This window comes from Methylobacterium sp. V23, assembly GCF_002917135.1.
Lineage (GTDB): Bacteria > Pseudomonadota > Alphaproteobacteria > Rhizobiales > Beijerinckiaceae > Methylobacterium.
This window is the reverse complement of the sequence record NZ_PDHT01000016.1, coordinates 75,985-96,073: the sequence shown is the minus strand read 5'-3', so window position 1 is coordinate 96,073 and position 20,089 is coordinate 75,985. Positions and strand designations below refer to the sequence as shown.

Genomic DNA, 20,089 nt, shown 5'->3' with positions numbered 1-20,089 from the left:
GATGCCCGGTATGGTTACCGCTTCGTTAACAACCCGTGTTCAAAGGATTAAAGGCGCGCATTTTCCTCGGATCCGATGATCCAGGGACGGGATACGCGAAAAGAGATCGGCCCCGGAGGGGGCGCACGACGGCCTGGGCCCGTCGCGCGCCCCTCCGGGGCCGGATTCGTCCGGTCAGGGTTGTCGCCCGGGCGACGACCCGGTTCACCGCGTGGTGGGCAGCAGCCAGTTCGGCAGCCACATGGCGATGCCGGGCACGAGGCAGAGGATCAGGATCGCCACCGCCATCAGGATCACGAAGGGCAGCGTGCCCCAGATGATGTCCTTCAGCGGGATGTCGGGCGCGATGTTCTTGATGACGAAGATGTTGAGGCCCACCGGCGGGTGGATCAGGCCCATCTCCATGGTGATGGTCATCACGACGCCGAACCAGACGAGGTCGAACCCGGCGGCCTTGAGCGGCGGCAGGATGATCGGCGCCGTCATCAGGATGATCGAGACCGGCGGCAGGAAGAAGCCGAGCAGGATCACGAGGCCGAGGATCGTCACCAGCAGCACCCAGGGGGAGAGCTGCATCGCCACGATCGCGGCCGCCGCCGACTGCGAGATGTGCAGGTAGCTCATCACGTAGGCGTAGAGGAGCGACATGCCGATGATGAGCATCAGCATGGTCGATTCCCGCAGGGTCGCGGTGAGGATCGGACCCACGTCGCGCGGACGCCAGACGCCGTAGATGACGGCGATCAGGCCCAGGGCCAGGAGGCCGCCGAGGCCCGCCGTCTCGGACGGGGTGGCGTAGCCGCCGTAGAGGGCCACCATCACGCCGGTGAGCAGGATTACGAAGGGCAGCACCCGCGGCAGCGTCGAGAAGCGCTGGCGCATGCTGTAGGTATCCTCCGCGAGGATCGGCGAAGCCGTGCCGTTCCGCTCGTAGGCGACCTTCGCGGCCGCGTATTCCGCTCGGAACCGGTAGACCGACCAGGTCGCGAACAGGCCGACGAGGAGGAGGCCCGGTCCGATGCCGGCGAGGAACAGGCGTCCCAGCGACTGCTCGGCCGCCACCGCGTAGAGGATCATGGTGATCGAGGGCGGCAGCAGGATGCCGAGGGTGCCGCCCGCGGCGATGATGCCGGCGGCGAAGCCCGGCGAGTAGCCGCGCTTGCGCATCTCCGGGATGCCGGCCGAGCCGATGGCCGAGCAGGTGGCCGGGCTCGACCCCGCCATGGCGGCGAAGAGCGCGCAGGCGAACACGTTGGCGATGCCGAGGCCGCCGGGGATGCGATGCATCCAGGCATGCATGGCCGAGTAGAGGTCCTGGCCGGCCTTGGACCGCCCGATCGCCGCGCCCTTCAGGATGAAGAGCGGGATCGACAGCAGGGTGATCGACGCCATCTCCTCGTAGACGTTCTGCGCCACCGTATCGAGGGAGGCGCCCGGCATGAAGACGTACATGAAGGCCAGGGCGACGAAGCCCAGGGCGAAGGCGATGGGGATGCCGGCGAGCATCGCGCTCAGGGTGGCCCCCGCATAGAGGAAGCCGATGGCCGCGACGCTCATGGATGCCTCCCGGTGACCTTCGTGTCCGGCACGGTGTTGGCGAGGGGATCGCCGAGGGGCCGCGTGCCCGTCGGGGTGCCGCCGGGGTGCCCCTGCGTGTCGCGGTTGAGATCGGCACCGAGGCCGATCTTGGGGTTCGCCCAGCCGGCCTTCTCGGCGCCGTAGAGGATCTCCTCGGCGATCTGCAGGGCGAACTGGATGCCCAGCAGGGTCATGCCGATCGCCATCAGGATGTAGGGGATCCAGAGCGGCGGCCCCCAGCTCGACTGCGACACCTGTCCGTCGACCCAGGCCTCGTGGAGCAGGGTCCAGCTCTTCCAGGCGAAGAACGCCACGAAGATGAAGCTGATCACGTCCGCCACCAGGAGGCGGGCGCGGTTGACCCGCGGCGAGAGCAGGCCCGTCAGCGCCTCGATGGCCACGTGGCCGCGCTTGGCCTGCACGGCGGCGGCCGAGAAGAAGGTCGCGCCGACGATCAGGAACACCGCCATCTCGTCCTGCCAGTCGGTGGGCTCGTGCAGGACGTAGCGGATGACGACGCTGTAGCTGAGCACCAGGCAGGCGCAGACCAGGGCGATGCCACCGAGCAGCATGATGACGTGATTGACGCCCTTCAGGGCCCGGTCGATGGTGCCGAGGAGCCCCGGAACCCGGGGCTCTGCCGTGGTGTGCGTCTCGGCGGCGGCCGAAGCCGCGTCGAAGGCGTGGCTCACGACACCTGCTCCGCCAGCTTGAGGAGCTCGGCGCAGCCGGCCGACTTGCCCGCGAAGTCCTTCCAGGCGGTCTCCCGGGCGATGTCGCGCCACTGGCCCAGGGTCTTCTCGTCGAGATTCTGGACCTTCGCGCCGGCCTTGGTGAAGATCTCCTCGACCTTGGTGTCGTCCGCCTTGGCCCCGGCCTGCCCGAACGGCTCGAGCTCGGCGCCGATGGCCATGATCAGGTCCTGCTGGTCCTTGGGCAGGCGCTCGAAGGCGAGCTTGGACATCATCAGCGGCTCGAGCATGAACCAGTAGGAGCGCTCGCGGCCCGAGGTCAGGGCCTTGCCCAGTTCCTCCAGGCGGAACGAGATCAGGCTGGTGGAGGAGGTGATGACCGCGTCGCACGCGCCGGTCTGCATGGCGGCGTAGGATTCGCTGGAGGGGATCGACAGGGTGGCGGCGCCGGCCTGCTTCATCATCAGGTCCATCTCGCGGGATCCGCCCCGGACCTTGAGGCCCTTGGCATCGGACGGTGCGAAGAGGGGACGCTCGCGGCTGGCGACGCCGCCCGCCTGCCAGACCCAGGAAACGAGGATGATGCCCTTGGCGTCGAGGATCTCGGTGAGTTTGCGACCCACCGGCGCCTTCTTCCAGGCGATGGCCTGCTCGTAGGAGCTCACCAGCGCCGGCATCAGGCCGATGTTCAGCTCAGGCACCTCGCCGCCCGCGTAGGGCGAGGGATAGAGCGACAGGTCGAGGGCGCCCTTCCGCATGGCCGCGAACTGAGCGTTCGTCTTCATCAGCGACGAGCCCGGGTAGACCTGCACCTCGAGGGCCCCCTTCGAGCGCTCGGCCAGGGCCATCGCGAACTTGCGGCACATGCGATCGCGGAAGTCGCCCTCGTCGATGGTGCCGCCGGGGAACTGGTGCGAGAGCTTCAGGGTGGTGGCAGCCTGGGCCCGCGAGCCCAGGGACAGGATGGCGGGGGCGGCGAGGCCGCCGGCGACGAGGGCACGGCGTGTCAGCATCATGGCGTGTCTCTCCCTGGGCCGGTGCCCGGCCGCTTCGTTTTGCAGCGCAGCATTTATACTGCACTGCGTCTTCGTTATACATGAAACGACGCCTTGTATATTTTGTCAACGCGATTGAATAATGGTGGACGCCTGATTTTCGTGAGTCGGCGGGATTAAAACGGGCCGGGATCTCAGCGCATGAACCAATCGCGCCGCCTCAGGCAGACCATCGAGACCGAGATCGTGGACGGACGCGTCGCCATCGGCGCGCGCCTCGACGAGACGGAGCTCGCCGAGCGCTTCGGGGTCTCGCGCACGCCGATCCGCGAGGCACTTCTGCAACTCGCCATGACGGGCCTCGTAGAGATCAAGCCCCGGCGTGGGGCCATCGTCAGCGCCCCCGATCCGCAACTCCTGATCGCCATGTTCGAGACCATGGCGGAGATCGAGGCCTCCTGCGGGCGGCTGGCGGCCCGCCGGCTCATCCCCGACGACGAGGCCGCGCTCAAGGCGGCCCTGGCGGCCTGTGCCGCCTCGGCCGCGGCCGGCGACCCCGAGACCTATTACGCGGAGAACTACATCTTCCACACGGTGGTGTACCGGGCCTGCCGGAACGGCTTCCTGGAGGAGCAGGCGCGCCAGCTGCACCGGCGGCTCGCGCCCTTCCGACGGCTCCAGCTGCGCGCCCGCAACCGCCTCGGCCAGTCCCTGGCCGAGCACGAGGCCATCGTGGCCGCCATCGTGTCGGGCGACGAGACCGCGGCCTCCGACCGGCTGCGGGCCCACGTCATCGTCCAGGGCGACCGCTTCTCGGATCTGGTGGCCGGCTTGCGCTCGATCAACGCCGCGGCCTGACCAACCGCGAGGACGTCGCCCCGATCTCAGCCCGGGGCGACAACACAACCGACGGATGTCGCCCGGTGGAAGGCAAGTCAATCTTAAGGGAGGCCTGCTAATCGAGACCTGCTCATTCTCGCCAAGCGGTCACCGGCTTTTCCCATGCGCCTCTCTCTCAAGTCGACCCTGATCGGCTTATTCGGTCTACTGGCGGTCATCACCACCGGGCAGGGGCTCGTCTCCCTGGCGAAGATGGATGCCATCGGCGACCGCATCACGGTTCTATCCGACAACGCCCTCCCCTCCGTCGATGCCGCCCATGCCATGAATGCCCTGGTGATGCGGATCCGGCTCTGGCAGTTCCGCTACGTCATCGCCGACACCGCCGAGGAGCGCACCAACAGCGTCGCGCAGGCGGCGACCCTGGCGACGGAACTGGAGACCCGGCGCGCGGCCTACCGGACGCTGGTGAGTTCCCGCGCCGAGGGCATCCTCTATGACGAGGTCAGCGCCAAGCTCGCCCAGATGGGCCAGGACTGGACCCAGCTCCAGGCCATCGATCCGACCCGGCGCGACGAGATCCTGACCCTGTTCCGGGGGCCGATGAACGCCAACTATCTCGCCACCAGCGCCAGCATGCGCAAGCTCGTGACGCTCAACGGCGAGGCCGGCGAGGCCGCCAAGGCGGCGGCGCGCGCGGAACAGGCGAGTGCCGTGCGGACCACCCAGGTCATGCTCGGGCTCTCCGTCCTGATGGCGCTGGCCGCCATGGCCTACACGATCCGCGGCATCACCCGGCCGCTGGGCGCGATGACGGCGGCCATGCGGCGCGTGGCGGACGGCGAGGCCGAGACCGAGATCCCGAGCGTCGGCCGCCAGGACGAGATCGGCGCCATGGCCGACACGCTCGAGACCTTCCGGGCCAATCTCCTGCGCAGCCGCGCCCTCGAGGACGAGACCCGCCTCGCCCGTGCCGGTGCCGAAGCGCAGCGCAAGGCCGCGATGCGCGAGATGGCCGACGGGTTCGAGGGCGCCGTCGGCGGCATCCTCGACCGGGTGACTGCGGCGGCGGGCCAGCTGCGCGGCACGGCCCAGAGCATGGCCAACACCGCCTCCGAGACGGCCCAGCAATCCAGCACGGTCGCGGCGGCGGCGGACCAGGCTGCCTCCAATGTCGGCATGGTGGCGGCCGCCGCCGAGGAACTCGGGGCCTCGGTCCAGGAGATCGGGCGCCAGGTCGACGGCTCCACGGAACTCGCCCAGCGGGCGGTGGACGAGGCCGCCCGGACCGCGTCGCAGGTCCAGGAACTCAGCGCCGCCGCCGCGCGGATCGGCGACGTCGTCGCCATGATCTCGACCATCGCGGGCCAGACCAATCTGCTGGCGCTGAATGCCACCATCGAGGCGGCCCGCGCCGGTGAAGCGGGCCGGGGCTTCGCCGTGGTGGCGGCCGAGGTCAAGGAACTCGCCAACCAGACGGCCCGGGCCACCGAGGAAATCAGCGGCCAGATCGGCCGAATCCAGGGTTCCACCGGCCAGGCCGTGACCGCGATCGAGGGCATCAGCGGTCGGATCCGCGAGATCAGCCACGTGGCCACCTCGATCGCGGCGGCGGTGGAGGAGCAGGGCGCGGCCACCCAGGAGATCGTGCGCAACGTCGGCGAGGCCGCCACCGGCACCGGCGAGGTCACGACCAACATCGCCGGGGTCGCCGGAGCGGCCGAGGCAACGGGGGCGGCCGCGTCGCAGGTCCTGGCCTCGGCCTCCGAGCTCTCGCACGAAGCCGAGCATCTCGCGCAGGAACTGGCACGCTTCCTCGGCACCGTCCGGGCGGCCTGACCGGACTCGGCGCGGGCGGGACCCGGAAACCCTCGAGGGCAACCGGTCCACCTGTCAGGGAGCGCCCGTCCGCGGGCCGGCGCTCCGTGCGGCCCGCCGGGGGTAAAGGTCGTCCGCCCGCGGGGGCGTCCCCGATGCGAGCGGCTCGGGCCGCGCTAGCCGACCGACCCGGCCGCCTCGCGCCGGGCGGCGCCGAAATTCTCGGCGATCACCGGGGTCCGGGCCCGGATGTGGGCGCGCATGAGCAGGGCCAGCGCATCGCCGTCGCGGGCGCGCAGGAGCGAGATCATCCGCTCGTGCTCGGCCACCGACTGCGCCCACTGCTCCGGCGTCTGATGTACGGCGTAGCGTGAGCGCTGGATGCGGCCCGAGAGGCTGTCGTAGATACCCCCGAGGGTGGCGTTGCGGCTGGCCCGCATGATGCCCTCGTGGATTTCCCGGTTGAGGGCGAAGTAGACCCCCTCCTCGCCGGCCCGCCAGGCCGCCACCATGGCCTCGTGATCGCGCGAGATGCCGTCGATCTCCGCATCGGTGATGATGCGGCAGGCGAGATCGGCGGCGGTGGCCTCCAGGCCGGCGATGACCTCGATCATCTCCTCGATCTCGGATTGCGATAGGCTGGCGACGCGGGCGCCGCGATTGGGCAGCAGCTCGAGCAGCCCCTCGGTGGCGAGGATCTTGATCGCCTCGCGCAGGGGCGTGCGCGAGATGCCGAAGCGCTCGGTCAACTCGCTTTCGTTGATCCGCGCCCGTGGCTCCAGCTCACCCGCGCGGATGAGGTCGCGCATTCGGTCGACGACTTCATCGTGCAGATAGCGCCGGTTGATGCCGAGGCCCGGTTCGATCTTGTTCATGGGTCCACGACGTCTGGAAGAGGAATGAAAAATACTCCCTCTGGTAATCCGTCGACTCAGAATTGTCGAGGGATTGCGGAACTATAGCCCGGTTCCGCGCGGAGGCCGCCCGCGAAATCCACGCGATGCCACCGGGATGGCGGAGTCGCGTGTCTTCGAGTCCCTGGGGGCCACCGAATACCGCCCCCGCCTCGATCCGGCGGGGGCTTCTCTCAGCGCAGCTCTTCGTGCCAGGTCCGGCCGTCGCGCTCGATCAGCGCGATGCCGGCGGTGGGCCCCCAGCTTCCGGCGGCGTAGGGCCGCGGCGGCTCGGGCCGGTCGGCCCAGGCCTTCAGGAGGGAATCGGCCCAGGCCCAGGCGACCTCGACCTCGTCGCGACGCATGAACAGCGTGGCGTTGCCGCGCACCACGTCCATGAGCAGGCGCTCGTAGGCATCGGGGTAGCGCTGCTTGAAGGTCTCCTCGAAGGAGATGTCGAGGTTGGTCGGCCGCAGCCGCATTCCGCCCGGACCCGGATCCTTGGTCATGACCTCGAGCTTGATCCCCTCCTCCGGCTGGAGCCGGATGACGAGGCGGTTGGGCTCGCGCCCGAAGGATTCCGCCGGGAAGATCGAGAACGGCGAGGCGCGGAACTGCACCACGATCTCGGAAAGCTTCCGGGGCAGCCGCTTGCCGGTGCGCAGGTAGAACGGCACGCCGGCCCAGCGCCAGGACTGCACCTCGAGCTTCAGGGCGACGAAGGTCTCGGTCCGGCTGTCGACGTCTCCGCCGAGGTCGGCGCGGTAGCCGTCCACCGGCTTGCCGTTGACGGCGCCCGCCGTGTACTGGCCGCGCACCGTCACGCTCTGCACGTCGTGCGGCGTGATGGGCTTCAGGGCCCGCAGAACCTTCAGCTTCTCGTCGCGCACCGAATTGGCGTCGAGGGAGAGCGGGCTCTCCATCGCCATCAGGCAGAGAAGCTGCAGCATATGGTTCTGAACCATGTCGCGCAGGGCGCCCGAGGTGTCGTAGTACCCTGCGCGGCCCTCGACGCCGACGGTCTCGCCCACCGTGATCTGGACGTGGTCGATGACGTCGGCCGTCCAGAGCCGCTCGAAGATGGTGTTGGCGAAGCGCAGGGCGAGCAGGTTCTGCACCGTCTCCTTGCCGAGATAGTGGTCGATGCGGAAGATCTGCTCCTCGGGAAACACCGTGCCGACCGCGTCGTTGATGGCGCGGGCCGATTCCAGATCCTTGCCGATAGGCTTCTCCAGCACGACGCGGGACTTCTCGCCGATCAGGCCGTGCTTGGCGAGATTCTGGCAGATCGAGCCGTAGAGGTCGGGTGAGGTGGCGAGGTAGTAGGGCCGCACCTGGTCGGGGCGCTCGGCGAGCTTGGCGACCAGATCCTCCCAGCCCTCGTCGCTGGCTCCGTCGACGGCGACGTAGTCGAGGTGGTCGAGGAAGGCGGCGAGCTTGTCCTCGGTGATGTCGCTGGCCGGAACGAAGCGCTTGATGGCGTCGCGGGCGCGCTCGCGGAACGCCTCGGCGCTCATCTCCGAACGCGAGGCGCCGATGATCCGGCTCGTCTCGGGGATCTGTCCGTCCACGAAGCGGTAAAACAGGGCCGGCAGCAGCTTGCGCGTCGTCAGGTCGCCGGTGGCGCCGAAGACGACGCAATCGAAGGAGGCGACGGGGATAATGGTGGCCAAAGGCGGCTCCCGGTTTCCTGAGGGTCGACGGTGCCGGCAACCGAGCCGACCGATTCATCACCGTCGGGATTATACCCCTGCAGGAACCTCGCCAAGGCGGGTCGGCCCCGCGGCGGGGGCGGAGGGATCGGTTCCCTGGACAATCACCCCTTGAACTCTCGATCGTCGCAACCTTGCGCGCGACAGCATCACAGATCGCGTGTGAGCTTGACCCTTGTGGGCAGGACGCCTCGCCCATGCTGGTCGGCCGTATCACGGATCAGCTTGGAGAAGGCCCTGTAGCCATCCTTGCGTGTCGGATAGCCGAAGCGCGACGTCAGCCAGGCGTCGGGCTCCGACCCTTCCGCGACTCGCTGAACAGCGCCTTTCTTCTTCTCCAGACTTTCCCGGATAAAGGGTCTCGCAGACTCGATCGCGTCGAAGAAGCCGTCCCTCATCATCGGTCAGGTCGGCGGCAGTAGACCGAACAGCTCCCGCCCGGAACTGTCCGCGACGCGCTTGATCATATCAGCGTCGGTCTTCCCGACATGCCTGTCGACGATATGGCGGTTGAAGTCGGGATCCTTGGCAAGCTCCGCTCCGGAGATCCGGTCCCGTTCCCGGCCCGCGACAGGCCGGATCAAGGAACCGTCGTCGGACCCGTCCGAGGTGCTGTCGCCGGACCATCGTTCGCCCTCACGGGTGCCGGCCGGGACGCGCGGCTGGAACGGGTTGAACACCTTGAGCGCCAGGCGCACGGACGAGCTTCGCCTCGACATCGCGAGCGGCCAACGGCCAACGAAGCGCCTTCACGGGGATCGCCGGCAGACCCTCACGCATGGCCGTCCCCTGGTGCGAAAGCCATCCGAGGTCGTTCATCTTACCTATGATAGCTATATATTCTTATGCGCTCGGCAGTCCGTCGGCCCACTCCGCGCAAGCGCTTCGGCCGCCCGGACGACAGTCTCGGCTGCGGATCCGCGGCGGCCGAACGGCGTGCTCCCGGGTCAGATCGATCGCTCGCGCCTTCGCGGATCCCGGATCGCCTCTCGGAGTCAGACGAATCGCCTGCGAGACACCCCTCGTGTCAGCGCCCCGTAGCGAACGCCCGGAACGCCTCAGCGTGATCCGGGTGCCAGCGCGACAGGGCGGGACGGTTCTCGATGATGTCGCCGGCCGCCCAGGTGATGCGGCGCTCGTCCTGCGCCCGCGTGGTCTCGTTGTCCGGGCAGAGAATGTAGAAGTCGCCGGCCTCCAGCCGCTCCAGCATGAAGGCGACGGTCTCCTCCGGCGTCCAGGCGCCCGCGGGCTTCTCTTCCACCCCCCGCGCTTTGGTGAGGCCCGTATAGACGAAGCCCGGAATCAGCAGGTGCGCGCTGACGCGGGCGCCCGCGCGGTTGCGCAGGTCGTGGGCCAGGGCCTCGGTGACGACCTTCACCCCCGCCTTCGAGACGTTGTAGGGCGTATTGCCGGGCGGGGTGGTGATGCCCTGCTTCGAACCCGTGACCACGATGGCGCCGGGCTCGGCCCCGGCGATCATCGCCGGCGCGAAGGCCTGGATGCCGTTGATGACGCCCCAGAGATTGGTGTCGAGGATGCGTGCCCAGGTCTCGGGGGTCGAGAACAGCTGTCCCCCCGCCTCGATCCCGGCATTCAGCATGACCACGGCCGGTGCACCCTCCGCACAGGCCGCCGCGCATAGGGCCGCGACGGCCTCGGGCCGTGCCACATCCGTGGCCATCGCGTGGACGGACGCCGCAGTCCCGTCGCGCGCGACCTCGGCGCGGGCCGAGTCCAGCGCCTCGCCCGGCAGGTCGGCAAGCCAGACCCGCATGCCCGCCGCGGCGAAACGGCGAGCCGCCGCGAGCCCGATGCCGCTCGCCGCCCCGGTGACGACGGCGGTCCGTCCCGCCTGAATTGCCGGATGGTTGGTCATGGCCGCTCCTGCTCTGCCGTATGCTGCTCTGCCGTTCCGGGGCGGGAGTTAGGGCAGGTGTCGGCGCCCGTCACGGCACGAGAGGAGATTGGTAACCCTCTGCACGCATGGTCGGGGAGACATTGCACTCGAAAGGTTCGCGATGCTTTCGCGCCACAGGACCGTCGTTCTCCGCCCGCACCGCCTCCGCGCGGGCCTGTCGCCCCTGGCCCTCCTCTGGGCGCTGGGCGGCGCCGCGACGGCTCAGGTTTCCGGCGTACCCGAAGCCCCCTCACCCGCGAAGGCTCCGAAGGTCGAGAGCCTCACCACCACCGCCCCGGCGACGCCCGCCGTCCAGGCGATCGCCCCGAGCGCGGGCGAGGCCAGCGCCACCCCAGCCGTCCCGGCCAAGAAATCCCGCGAACTGCCGCCGCTCGTGGTGGCCCGGGTCTCCGCCGACCCGGTGCCGACCCTCAGTCCCGCGACGTTCCTCGACACCCTGCGGATGGCCGACCGCTATCAGGCCATGGTGGATGCCGGCGGCTGGACCGCGCTGCCCGCCGATCTCGTGGTCAAGCCCGGCGCCAGCCATCCGGCCATTCCGGCCCTGCGCAAGCACCTCGCGCTCGTCGGCGACCTGCCTCCCGATGCCCCGATGAACGACCAGCTCGACGCCTCCCTGGTGGCGGCCGTGAAGGCATTCCAGGCCCGACACGGCCTGCCCGAGACCGGGCTGATCGGGCGCCAGACGGTGACGGCGCTCAACGTGCCGGCGGCCACCCGCCAGCGCCAGCTCGCCGCCTCCGCGGCGCGCCAGATCGGCTCGAACTTCGCCTATGGCGATCGCTACGTTGTGGTGAACATTCCCTCGGCCACGGTGGAGGCGGTGGACCACGGGGTCGTGGTGCGCCGCTACGTGGCGGTGGTCGGCAAGCCCGACAAGGCGACGCCGCGGATCGAGGCCCGCATCACCGACGTCAACCTCAATCCGACCTGGACCCTGCCGGTCTCCATCATCAAGAAGGAGATCATTCCGAAGATGCGCAAGGATCCCGGCTACCTCGCCCGGGAGCGCATCCGCATCCTCGGTCCCGGTGGCGTCGAGGTCGACCCCACCGCCATCGACTGGTCGAGCGAGAAGGCGGCCAACTACACCCTGCGGCAGGATTCCGGCCTGGACAATTCCCTGGGCCAGGTGCGCATCGACATGCCGAACAAGCAGGCGGTCTACATGCACGACACGCCGTCGAAATCGCTGTTCGCCCGCGAAGTGCGGTTCCATTCCCATGGCTGCGTGCGGGTCGCCCAGGTGAAGGAACTCGCCGGCTGGCTGCTCGAGGGCACGCCGGGTCCCAACGGCACCGGCTCGACCTGGGGACCGATCGAGATCGAGACCAGCATCGCGACGAACGAGCGCCTGGACATCAAGCTGCCGAAGCAGATCCCGGTGACCTTCGTGTATCTCACGGGCTACGCAACCCCGGACGGCCGCGCTCATTTTCGCGACGACATCTACGGCATCGACAGCCCGGCGGTGCCGATGCCGGACGTGGCGGCGACGGGCACCATCGCGCCGCCGTCGGTGACCGTGCCCGCGACGACCAAGGCTTCCACCGCCGGGTCCGCATCCGCCCGGGCCCCGGGCGACAAGCCGTCCCCCGTCACGCCAACTCTCGCCAAACCCACTCTCGCCAAGTCGCCTCTCGCCAAGCCGGCCGAGGCCGCTCTGGTCCCACCCGGGCTCGTGCCGAAGGCATCGGCTCAGAAGGCATCGGCTGAGAAGGGTGCCGTCCCCGGCGCGGCCCCGGCGCAGAGTCCTGGCAAGACAGCCGCCCCACGGCCTGCACGTGCCGGTGCCGACCAGGCGGCCGGTGATCCGGTCCCGCCGCGATCGATCCCCAGCCGCGCGGCGCTCCCCCCGACCGACTGAACCCGCGCCGGACCCTCTCCCCCGGGAAGGCCCGCCGGGCCCGAAGGGGGCCGCCTTGCTCCGGCGGTCCCCTCCGGCCGTCGCGTCGCGTCCGTTCCACCATTCCCGGGAGACGACGCGCGGTTGACAAACCCCGGATTCACCAGAAATTGTTATGTTATAACATATCAAATGATGTTTGTGATGCTGCCTTACGATCTACGTCTGCCCGGCAACCGATCGACCCGACCCGGTTCAACGCCTTCGTGGGCGCGACCTGGCCCGGGCTGATCCGCACCGAGGGCCCTTTCTGGCTCACCTCGCGACCCGACTGGGTGGGCGGATTCTCCCTGGCCGGAACCGTGGCACGGGTCTCCGCCATGGGTTCCGGTGGCAGGCCGTTCCGCGCGCGCCTCGACGGGGTCTGGAGCGAGACCTGGGGGACCGGCGCCAGGAACGGGTCTTCATCGGCACGAGCCTGGACGAGACGGCCATCCGGGCCGCCCTCGACGCTTGCCCGATCGATACGGGGCCGGACCGGGGCGCCTTCGATGCCGCCCCCGATTGCGGACTGCCCGATCCGTTCCTGGTCTGGCAGCGGCGCGCCTGAGCTGCGCCCCCGTCCGGTCGCCCGCAACGGGGCGACCGGCTGGGTCGGCGATCAGGAATCGAGGCCGCCGTCCTCGTCGATGTCGACCAGGAACACGATGTCGGCATCCTCCTCGTCCGCGTCGTCCGCCTCGTCGTCGTTCGAGGCCTCGGCGTGGCGGGCATCCGGCTCGTAGGGCTCGTCCTCCTCGGAATCGTCCTCGGCGAGGGCGTCCTCGAAGATCTCGATCTCCTCCTCGGTGGCCGCCCGGACCTTGAGCGGGGAGGTGCCGTTCCACAGCACCTTGCCGTCGCTCTTCATGGTCTGGATGTCGTCCTTAAAGCCATCGCAGGTGAAGAGGTCGTTGGCGACCTCCTCGGAGCCGTTGATGACCGCGATGGCCACGCCATCGATCTCGAGTGTGAACATCGCGAATCCTTGTTGTCTGCAGCCTCGGGGCCGCCGTCCGTGTAGGGGCGAACGGGGCGGAGGCCAAGGCCCGGAAGGCCGGGGGTTGGTTTGCGGTGGGTGGCCGGGCCTCAGGCGCCGCCGCTCGCCCGGGCGATGGCCCGCTTGACCACGCCCTGCACGTCGGGATTGGACAGGAACAGGTCGTGGTTGATGAGGCCGCCGCCGTAATCGGAGGCGTCGGCCACGCGGACGCCCAGGGCTTCCAGGCGCTCGCGGTCCGCCGCGCCGGCCCGCACGATGCCGCCCGCGATGGCGCCGGAGAGTTCGAGGGCACGGTCGTTCGTCGACGAGATCACGGTGATTTTGTGCACGTCCGGTCCCATCCGCTCCACCGCGCTGGTGAAGAGGTCGATATCGATGTCGGGGGCGGCCAGCACCACCGCGCCGATGCGCGCCATGGCGGCCTCGCCGGCCTCGGCCCGCAACATGCGCAGGGTCTCCAGGGTCAGCAGCGTGCCCATGGAATGCGCGACGATGTTGATGCGTCCGCCCGAGGGGGAGTTCGCCAGCGCCTTCAGCAGATCTTCGAAGCCGTCGCGCGACCACAGGGCGCTCTCGCGGTCGTAGCCGTAATCGAAGGTGGCGGCCGCCGAGGGCCAGGTGAAGAGGGCCGAGGCCCCGCGGAAGCGGATGCCGTCGGAGAGCTTGGCCGCACTCAGGGCCGCCGACTGGAAGCTCTCGCGGTAGCCGTGGACGTAGATCAGCACGTCGCGCCCCAAAGCCGCCTGGGCGAAGGCGGCTGCCGCCCCCGCGCCGGTCTCGACCTGCGGCACCGCCGTCACGGCCCAGTCGCCCGTCACCACGGAGGAGACCTTGCCGATCAGCGAGCGGTCGGGTGCCGACAGGCGCACCTCGGCGAAGCTGAGGCCGCGGCCGCGCTCGGAGGTGAAGTAGGGGCTCTTGGGGGGCGAACCGACGGGCTTGCGCGTGGTGGCCACGAGCAGCACCGGGCTGACGTCGAGGGCCGACTGGCGCTCCGGCGCGCCGCCGCCCACCGCATCGGTGACGAGTCCGTCGGCGACGCAGCCGGCCAGTCCGGGCGTCAGGCCGGCCACCCCCGAGAGGGCGGCGAAGCGCAGCAGCGCGCGACGGGTGGGAGGCTGGGGTCGGATCATGGCTCGGATCATGTCGTGCAAGGCGGCCCTGAACGTGGTGGCCCCGGGACGGGCGCAACGCGTCAGTACCCTGTCGATCAGGATCGTGACCATGGCGGGGCGGAGGCGTGGCCGTGGCGATGTGGATTGCGGGCAGAGGCGGGCCTGTGGCCCCCGCCCCACAGGGTGGCACGCCTCCGGATCGCGCCGGTTTGCGGCGGAAGCGCCCGCGCGCCGGACCGCCCCCCTCGACGAAACCGGGCCGGACCGGCAAAGAAGACAACCATGGCCGCCTCCCCCGCACCCGCCCTCGACATCGATGCCCTGCGCGAGCGGCTGCTCGCCGGAGACCGGGCCGCCCTCGCGCGGGCGATCACGCTGGCCGAATCGAAGCGGCCGGACCACCGGGCGGCGGCGCGCGGCCTCATCGACGCGGTGCTGCCGCGCACCGGCACGGCGATCCGCGTCGGGATCACCGGCGTACCCGGCGTCGGCAAGTCGACCACCATCGACGCGCTCGGCGCCAACCTGACGGCGGCCGGGCTCAAGGTGGCGGTGCTGGCCGTCGACCCGTCCTCCACGCGCACCGGCGGCTCCATCCTGGGCGACAAGACCCGGATGGCGCGCCTCGCCCTCGACCCCAACGCCTTCATCCGCCCCTCCCCCTCCTCCGGCACTCTCGGCGGCGTGGCGGCCAAGACCCGCGAGACCATGCTGCTCTGCGAGGCGGCGGGGTTCGACGTCATCCTGGTGGAGACCGTGGGCGTCGGCCAATCCGAGACAGCGGTGGCGGACCTGACCGACTTCTTCCTCGTCCTGATGCTGCCGGGGGCCGGCGACGAACTCCAGGGCATCAAGAAGGGCATCCTCGAACTCGCCGACATGATCGCGGTGAACAAGGCCGACGACGGCGAGGGCGAGCGCCGGGCCAGCGCGGCCGCTTCGGAGTATCGCGCCGCCCTGCACATCCTCTCCGCACCGAGCTCCACCTGGACGCCCCCGGTGGTCACGATCTCGGGCCTGAACAACAAGGGCCTCGACGGCCTGTGGGAGCGGATCGTCGACCACCGCAACAAGCTCACCGCCACGGGCGAGATCGCCGCGAAGCGCCGGACCCAGGACGTGAAGTGGATGTGGGCCCTCGTGCACGAGCGCCTGCACCAGCGCCTCGTCGGCTCGGCCGAGGTGCGCCGCCAGACGGCGGAGGCCGAGGCGGCGGTCGGGCGCGGGGATGCCTCGCCCGCCGCCGGGGCGGAGGCCATCGCCACCCTGATCGGCCTCTGACCCGCATGCCGGGACCGCTGCTGATCACCGGCTTCGGTCCGTTTCCCGGCGTGCCGCGCAATCCGAGCGCGGCCCTGGCCCGGCGCATCGGTGCCCTCGCGCCCCTGAAGCTCGGCGGCATTCCGGTGCGCGTGCTGATCCTGCGCACCACCTACGCGGCGATCCCCGAGAGGCTGGAGCCGGCCCTCGCCGAGGCGCCCGCCGCGATCCTCATGCTCGGCGTCGCGACCCGCGCCAAGCGGGTCCGGGTGGAGGTGCAGGGCCGCAACCGCACGAGCCGGCTCTTTCCCGATGCCTCCGGCCGGATCGCGTCGCGCCTGACCCTCGAGCCGGATGGCCCGCCCGCGCGCCGCTCACCCGCGGCGGCCCCCGCCCTCGCGACGCTGCGCAGGCACGGGATCGCGGCGATTCCCTCGCGGGATGCGGGACGCTACCTCTGCAACGCCAGCTACTTTCGCGCCCTGCGCGATGCGCCCCCGGCGCTGTTCGTGCACATCCCGCTCCCGCCCCGGACGCAGCGCCCCGCGAAGGCACCCGTGCGGCCGCGGCGCGAGGCCCCGGGAGAGCGTCTCGCCCGAGCCTGCACGGAGGTGGCGCGTCGTCTCGTGGTCCGCGGCCGGGCTGGCGGCTGAGCGGCGCGCGACACGGCCCTTTGCCGGCACCGGAAGATTTTCACCCTCGGGCATGGGTCTCCTTCGCGCCGTCGGGCGTTCTGTGAACGTCGGATGCGGGCGCCCCCGACCCCGGACGGGTGGCCCGCATCATCCGCGTTCAGGAGAGAGACCATGGTCGATACGGATCGCATCGTCGGCACCGCCAAGGAGTTCGGCGGCAAGGTTCAGGGCGCTGCGGGAGACCTCGCGGGGTCCTCGCGCACCTCCGCCGAGGGCCGCTACCGCGAGGCCGAGGGTCGCGCGCAGGACATCTACGGACAGGCCAAGGACACCCTGCGCGACGTGGCCGACAACGTCTCGGATTACGCTGGCGACGCCTACGAGCGCGGCGGCACCTACCTGCGCGACGGCAGCCGGGTGGTGGGTCACCGCGTCGAGGAGAACCCGTTCATCGCCCTGGTGATCGCGGGCGCCGTCGGCTACGGCCTCGCCCTGCTGCTGCACGGGCGCCGCTAGAACCCAGCCCCGGCCGTCCCGCTCCGACCGCCGTCGCGGCTGGGCGGAGCGGGACGGCCATGCGGGACCGCGCTACTGCGCCGTCCAGCCGCCATCCATGGCCATGTTGGCGCCGGTGATCTGGCTCGCCGCATCGGAGGCCAGGAACACGGCCAGGGCCGCCACCTGGTCGATGGTGACGAACGCTTTCGTGGGCTGCGCCTTGAGCAGCACTTCGTTGATGACCTCGTCCTTGGTCATCCCGCGCGCCTTCATGGTGTCGGGGATCTGGCTCTCGACCAGGGGCGTCCAGACATAGCCCGGCGAGATGCAGTTCACCGTGATGCCGTGCGTCGCGAGTTCGAGGGCCGCCGTCTTGGACAGGCCGACGAGGCCGTGCTTGGCCGCCACGTAGGCGGACTTGAAGGGCGAGGCGACCATCGAGTGCGCCGAAGCCGTGTTGATGATGCGGCCCCAGCCGCGCTGCTTCATGCCGGGGATCGCGGCCCGCATGGTGTAGAAGGCGGAGGACAGGTTCAGGCTGATGATCTGCTCCCACTTCTCGGGCGGGAAGTCCTCGATCGGCGAGACGTGCTGGACGCCGGCATTGTTCACGAGCACGTCCACGGAGCCGTAGGTCTCCTCCGCCAGTCGGATCAGCCCCTCGATCTCGGCGGGCTTGGTCAGGTCGGCCGGCGAATAAGCCGCCTTCACGCCGAACTCGGTTTCGATCCCGGACCGCGCCGCCTCGATATCCTCGGGCTTGCCGAAACCATTGAGCACGATGTTGGCTCCCTCCTTGGCGAAGGCGCGGGCGCAGGCCAGGCCGATGCCGCTGGTGGAGCCGGTGACCACGGCGGTCTTGGATTTCAGGATCATGGAAGCCTCCTAGGGGCAGTCTTCGACGAGGGGACCCGAGCGCGCCGGACAGGCGCGCGGTCGAACAAAGCCTGAGCGCGGTGGCCGGTCCGGGCGGGGTCGGGCACGACGCGGGACGTCTGGTCGATCAGGCGAGATAATCGTGCAGCACCTGCCCGTAGGGCAATGTGAAGTCGACGACCATGTGCCGGCCGCCGACGATGCGGCGCACGGGCAGGTCGGCCACCCGGCAGTTCACGTGCGGGATCAGGTGAAGGCGGGCCTCCCCCTCCCAGGCGCCGTGGACGGTGATGTCCTCCAGGCGATAGCCGACGAGTTGCGCGACCTTCGGGCCGCCGCCGACATCCGGCAGCAGCTTGAGGTTGATGTTGAGCTTGCCCAGGCCCTGCTTCACCGCGGCGAGATCGTGCTCCAGGCTCCGATGCTTGTAGGTCATGGTGCCCATCGCGACCCGCTCGTCGTCGTAGTGCAGCGTGCCCGTGAGGGTGTCCTTGGTGAGCTTGAGGCGGGGCACGCCCCACTTCTTCGGGAAGCCCCAGATCTCGCGCCCGGCCGTGATCGGCGGCTCGTCGTCGAGGTACATCTGGATCGAGAAGTTGCAGGGCTCGCCGTTGAAGCTGGCGAGAGCTCCCGAGCCGCTCTCCTCGTAGTCGCCGAACCCGGAGGAATCCGGCATCTTCATCCACTCGTAGTAGACGAGGTTGTCCGGATGCGGCTCCAGGGGCTCGGGCAGGGCCCGACGCAGGGCGTCCGCATCGGTCTCATAGGTCACGATCAGGTATTCGCGCCGCAGGAAGCGATACGGCCCGCGCGGGTAGCTCGGGCTGAAGGCGGGCATCGAGGGTGTCTCGAGGATCTCGTCGCGGGTCACGGGCTCGTCTCCCTGGGGGTGAAGGGCGTTCAGTCCTGCGCGGCGCGGGTCAGGTCGAGCACGCAGATGCCGCTCGCGTCGGGGCGGCGGTCGTGCCAGGCGGGCGCCCGCAGGGACCGGCGCATGTCGTCGAGCCCCGCGGCCCAGTGCTCCAGCATGGTCGTGCGCGAGAACTCGTAATCCTTCGAATTCCCCTCGTAGGCCTTGCGACGGTAGATCAGCTGCATGATCGTCACGACGTTGTCGTGACTGATCCCTCGCAGAAACTCGACATCGGGGTCGCCGAGCCATTCGGGCGGCAGCTTGGCCAGGAGGCTGCGCGTGGCCGCCTTGGCCTTGCGGATCTCCAGGCTCATGTCGGTGTTGAGCCGGGTCCGGCTGGAGAAGCGGATGTCCTTCTCGCGCTCGGCCGCGTCGATCAGGGTCCGGGGCATCGCTCCGCGCGCGGAGAACAGGTCCACCTGGAACACCATGAGGTCGCGCCCGCGCTCCTCGTCGAGGACGTATTGCAGCGGCGTGTTCGAGACGATGCCGCCGTCCCAGTAGGGCTCGCCCTCGATGGTGACCGGCGGGAAGCCCGGGGGCAGGGCACCCGAGGCCATGATGTGCTCGGGTGTGATCCGGTCGCGCCGGGTGTCGAAGTAGGCGAAGTTTCCGCTGCGAACGTTGACGGCGCCGACGCTGAGGCGGGTCGGCCCCGCGTTGATCAGGTCGAAATCCACGAAGCGTTCGAGGGTCGCGCGGAGCGGGGTCGTCTCGTAGTAGCTCAGCGCCTCCGGCGCGCCGGCCGGATAGAAGCCGGCGGGCGGAAAACGGGGCGTGAAGAAGCCGGGCACCCCGAAGGTGGCGATCCAGCCCGCGCTCGCCTCGTTGAACGCTGCCCGGGCCCTCTCGCCGGGAAACCAGGGCGCTCCCGTCACCCCCGAGGAGACGAGCTCCCAGAAGGCTCTCATTCGCTCCACGCGCCGCTCGGGCGGGTTTCCCGCGATGAGCGCCGCATTGATGGCTCCGATGGAGATTCCCGCGACCCAGTCCACCGCGTGGCCCTGGGCCGCCAGCGCCTCGTAGATGCCCGCCTGGTAGGAGCCGAGCGCCCCGCCGCCCTGGAGCACGAGAACGTTGGTTTCGCCGCTGGGAAATGCCGACACGACAGGCCCTCTCGCGATATGAACCACACACCGCCTCGGGGATCCCGCGAGTCGTCCCGCCAACGGCGAGGCACCAACCCACGGTTGCCCGGTGCGTGCGGCGCACCATGACGCAAGCCCGGGGCGACCGCCATCCATCGGATGGGACGAAGCGGCTCGGTTGTCAGGCCCTCGATCTTCGCCCAGCGGCGCCCGGCTTCGGCGGCAGGACCGCCCGGTCGGGTTGGCCGCCGAAACGGTGAGGCATGGCTGCCTGGCGGGAGGGTCTGACGAGGGTGTCCGGCGAGCGCGTCGGCGGAGACTGCCGGGCCGGATTCGCGTCCGAGCCCCTCGACACCTGGGCCGAACGTCA

Annotated in this window: 20 protein-coding genes and 1 pseudogene; 8 read left to right on the top strand and 13 right to left on the bottom strand. The window is 69.9% G+C overall.

What is annotated here, in order from left to right:
* Nucleotides 1-204: 204 nt before the first annotated feature.
* From CRT23_RS16345 to dctP, 3 genes are read right to left on the bottom strand one after another with little or no spacing between them, the layout of a single operon-like run.
* Entirely contained in the window at nt 205-1,557 is a 1,353-nt protein-coding gene (locus CRT23_RS16345) for a TRAP transporter large permease (protein ID WP_055945862.1), read from the bottom strand.
* Nucleotides 1,554-2,270, bottom strand: a complete 717-nt coding sequence (locus CRT23_RS16340; RefSeq protein ID WP_055945865.1) for a TRAP transporter small permease — start codon at nt 2,268-2,270, stop codon at nt 1,554-1,556. Before CRT23_RS16340 ends, CRT23_RS16345 begins: the two co-directional genes overlap by 4 nt.
* Nucleotides 2,267-3,286 (bottom strand): TRAP transporter substrate-binding protein DctP, encoded by a 1,020-nt coding sequence (gene dctP / locus CRT23_RS16335; protein ID WP_055945867.1) that lies wholly within the window; start codon nt 3,284-3,286, stop codon nt 2,267-2,269. The genes CRT23_RS16340 and dctP overlap by 4 nt, the downstream gene beginning before the upstream one ends.
* A 180-nt stretch (nt 3,287-3,466) precedes the next feature.
* On the opposite strand from dctP, the gene CRT23_RS16330 reads away from it, so the two are divergent.
* A complete protein-coding gene (locus CRT23_RS16330) occupies nt 3,467-4,123 on the top strand; it encodes a GntR family transcriptional regulator (RefSeq protein WP_103710525.1) in 657 nt (218 codons plus the stop codon).
* A 144-nt stretch (nt 4,124-4,267) separates the two neighbouring features.
* Nucleotides 4,268-5,944: a methyl-accepting chemotaxis protein gene (locus CRT23_RS16325; RefSeq protein WP_103710524.1), complete on the top strand. Its 1,677-nt coding sequence runs from the start codon at nt 4,268-4,270 to the stop codon at nt 5,942-5,944.
* A 155-nt stretch (nt 5,945-6,099) separates the two neighbouring features.
* Here CRT23_RS16325 and CRT23_RS16320 read toward each other — a convergent pair whose 3' ends face one another.
* The 5 genes from CRT23_RS16320 to CRT23_RS16300 all read right to left on the bottom strand — a co-directional run bounded on the left by CRT23_RS16320 (nt 6,100) and on the right by CRT23_RS16300 (nt 10,404).
* Nucleotides 6,100-6,798, bottom strand: coding sequence for a GntR family transcriptional regulator (locus tag CRT23_RS16320; protein ID WP_055945875.1), 699 nt, complete (start codon nt 6,796-6,798; stop codon nt 6,100-6,102).
* A 212-nt stretch (nt 6,799-7,010) separates the two neighbouring features.
* On the bottom strand, nt 7,011-8,489 hold the full coding sequence (gene zwf, locus CRT23_RS16315) for a glucose-6-phosphate dehydrogenase (RefSeq protein ID WP_103710523.1): 1,479 nt from the start codon (nt 8,487-8,489) through the stop codon (nt 7,011-7,013).
* Nucleotides 8,490-8,677: 188 nt separating this feature from the next.
* Entirely contained in the window at nt 8,678-8,929 is a 252-nt protein-coding gene (locus CRT23_RS16310) for a hypothetical protein (RefSeq protein ID WP_103710522.1), read from the bottom strand.
* 3 nt (nt 8,930-8,932) lie between these two features.
* Nucleotides 8,933-9,226, bottom strand: a complete 294-nt coding sequence (locus tag CRT23_RS16305; protein ID WP_103710521.1) for a hypothetical protein — start codon at nt 9,224-9,226, stop codon at nt 8,933-8,935.
* Nucleotides 9,227-9,555: 329 nt separating this feature from the next.
* Complete coding sequence (locus CRT23_RS16300) at nt 9,556-10,404, bottom strand: SDR family NAD(P)-dependent oxidoreductase (protein ID WP_103710520.1); 849 nt, start codon at nt 10,402-10,404, stop codon at nt 9,556-9,558.
* Nucleotides 10,405-10,546: 142 nt separating this feature from the next.
* Between CRT23_RS16300 and CRT23_RS16295 the strand changes: the two genes are divergently transcribed.
* The 3 genes and pseudogenes from CRT23_RS16295 (at nt 10,547) to CRT23_RS29745 (ending at nt 12,902) form a co-directional block, all read left to right on the top strand.
* Nucleotides 10,547-12,313 carry a L,D-transpeptidase family protein gene (locus CRT23_RS16295; protein ID WP_103710519.1) on the top strand — a complete coding sequence of 589 codons (1,767 nt, stop codon included), beginning with the start codon at nt 10,547-10,549 and terminating at the stop codon, nt 12,311-12,313.
* Nucleotides 12,314-12,558: 245 nt separating this feature from the next.
* Nucleotides 12,559-12,618, top strand: a pseudogene (locus tag CRT23_RS29625) (hypothetical protein); the annotation flags it as partial.
* A complete protein-coding gene (locus CRT23_RS29745; protein WP_348628862.1) occupies nt 12,603-12,902 on the top strand; it encodes a GTP-binding protein in 300 nt (99 codons plus the stop codon). The pseudogene CRT23_RS29625 and the gene CRT23_RS29745, both read left to right, overlap by 16 nt.
* 51 nt (nt 12,903-12,953) lie before the next feature.
* On the opposite strand, the gene CRT23_RS16285 is transcribed toward CRT23_RS29745, so the two are convergent.
* Both CRT23_RS16285 and CRT23_RS16280 read right to left on the bottom strand, forming a co-directional pair.
* Complete coding sequence (locus CRT23_RS16285) at nt 12,954-13,310, bottom strand: hypothetical protein (protein ID WP_055945889.1); 357 nt, start codon at nt 13,308-13,310, stop codon at nt 12,954-12,956.
* 110 nt (nt 13,311-13,420) lie between these two features.
* On the bottom strand, nt 13,421-14,467 hold the full coding sequence (locus tag CRT23_RS16280; protein ID WP_181017371.1) for an alpha/beta hydrolase: 1,047 nt from the start codon (nt 14,465-14,467) through the stop codon (nt 13,421-13,423).
* A gap of 264 nt (nt 14,468-14,731) precedes the next feature.
* On the opposite strand from CRT23_RS16280, the gene meaB reads away from it, so the two are divergent.
* The 3 genes from meaB (at nt 14,732) to CRT23_RS16265 (ending at nt 16,860) form a co-directional block, all read left to right on the top strand.
* Nucleotides 14,732-15,730 carry a methylmalonyl Co-A mutase-associated GTPase MeaB gene (gene meaB, locus CRT23_RS16275; RefSeq protein WP_055945892.1) on the top strand — a complete coding sequence of 333 codons (999 nt, stop codon included), beginning with the start codon at nt 14,732-14,734 and terminating at the stop codon, nt 15,728-15,730.
* 5 nt (nt 15,731-15,735) lie between these two features.
* Complete coding sequence (locus CRT23_RS16270; RefSeq protein ID WP_103710518.1) at nt 15,736-16,362, top strand: peptidase C15; 627 nt, start codon at nt 15,736-15,738, stop codon at nt 16,360-16,362.
* Between the two features lie 153 nt (nt 16,363-16,515).
* Nucleotides 16,516-16,860 (top strand): CsbD family protein, encoded by a 345-nt coding sequence (locus CRT23_RS16265; RefSeq protein WP_055945897.1) that lies wholly within the window; start codon nt 16,516-16,518, stop codon nt 16,858-16,860.
* A gap of 72 nt (nt 16,861-16,932) precedes the next feature.
* Here CRT23_RS16265 and CRT23_RS16260 read toward each other — a convergent pair whose 3' ends face one another.
* From CRT23_RS16260 to CRT23_RS16250, 3 genes are all read right to left on the bottom strand, one after another.
* A complete protein-coding gene (locus CRT23_RS16260) occupies nt 16,933-17,718 on the bottom strand; it encodes a 3-hydroxybutyrate dehydrogenase (protein ID WP_103710517.1) in 786 nt (261 codons plus the stop codon).
* 127 nt (nt 17,719-17,845) lie between these two features.
* Nucleotides 17,846-18,589, bottom strand: coding sequence for an acetoacetate decarboxylase (locus CRT23_RS16255; RefSeq protein WP_103710516.1), 744 nt, complete (start codon nt 18,587-18,589; stop codon nt 17,846-17,848).
* A 29-nt stretch (nt 18,590-18,618) separates the two neighbouring features.
* Nucleotides 18,619-19,737, bottom strand: coding sequence for a patatin-like phospholipase family protein (locus CRT23_RS16250; RefSeq protein WP_245436293.1), 1,119 nt, complete (start codon nt 19,735-19,737; stop codon nt 18,619-18,621).
* Between the last annotated feature and the right edge of the window lie 352 nt (nt 19,738-20,089).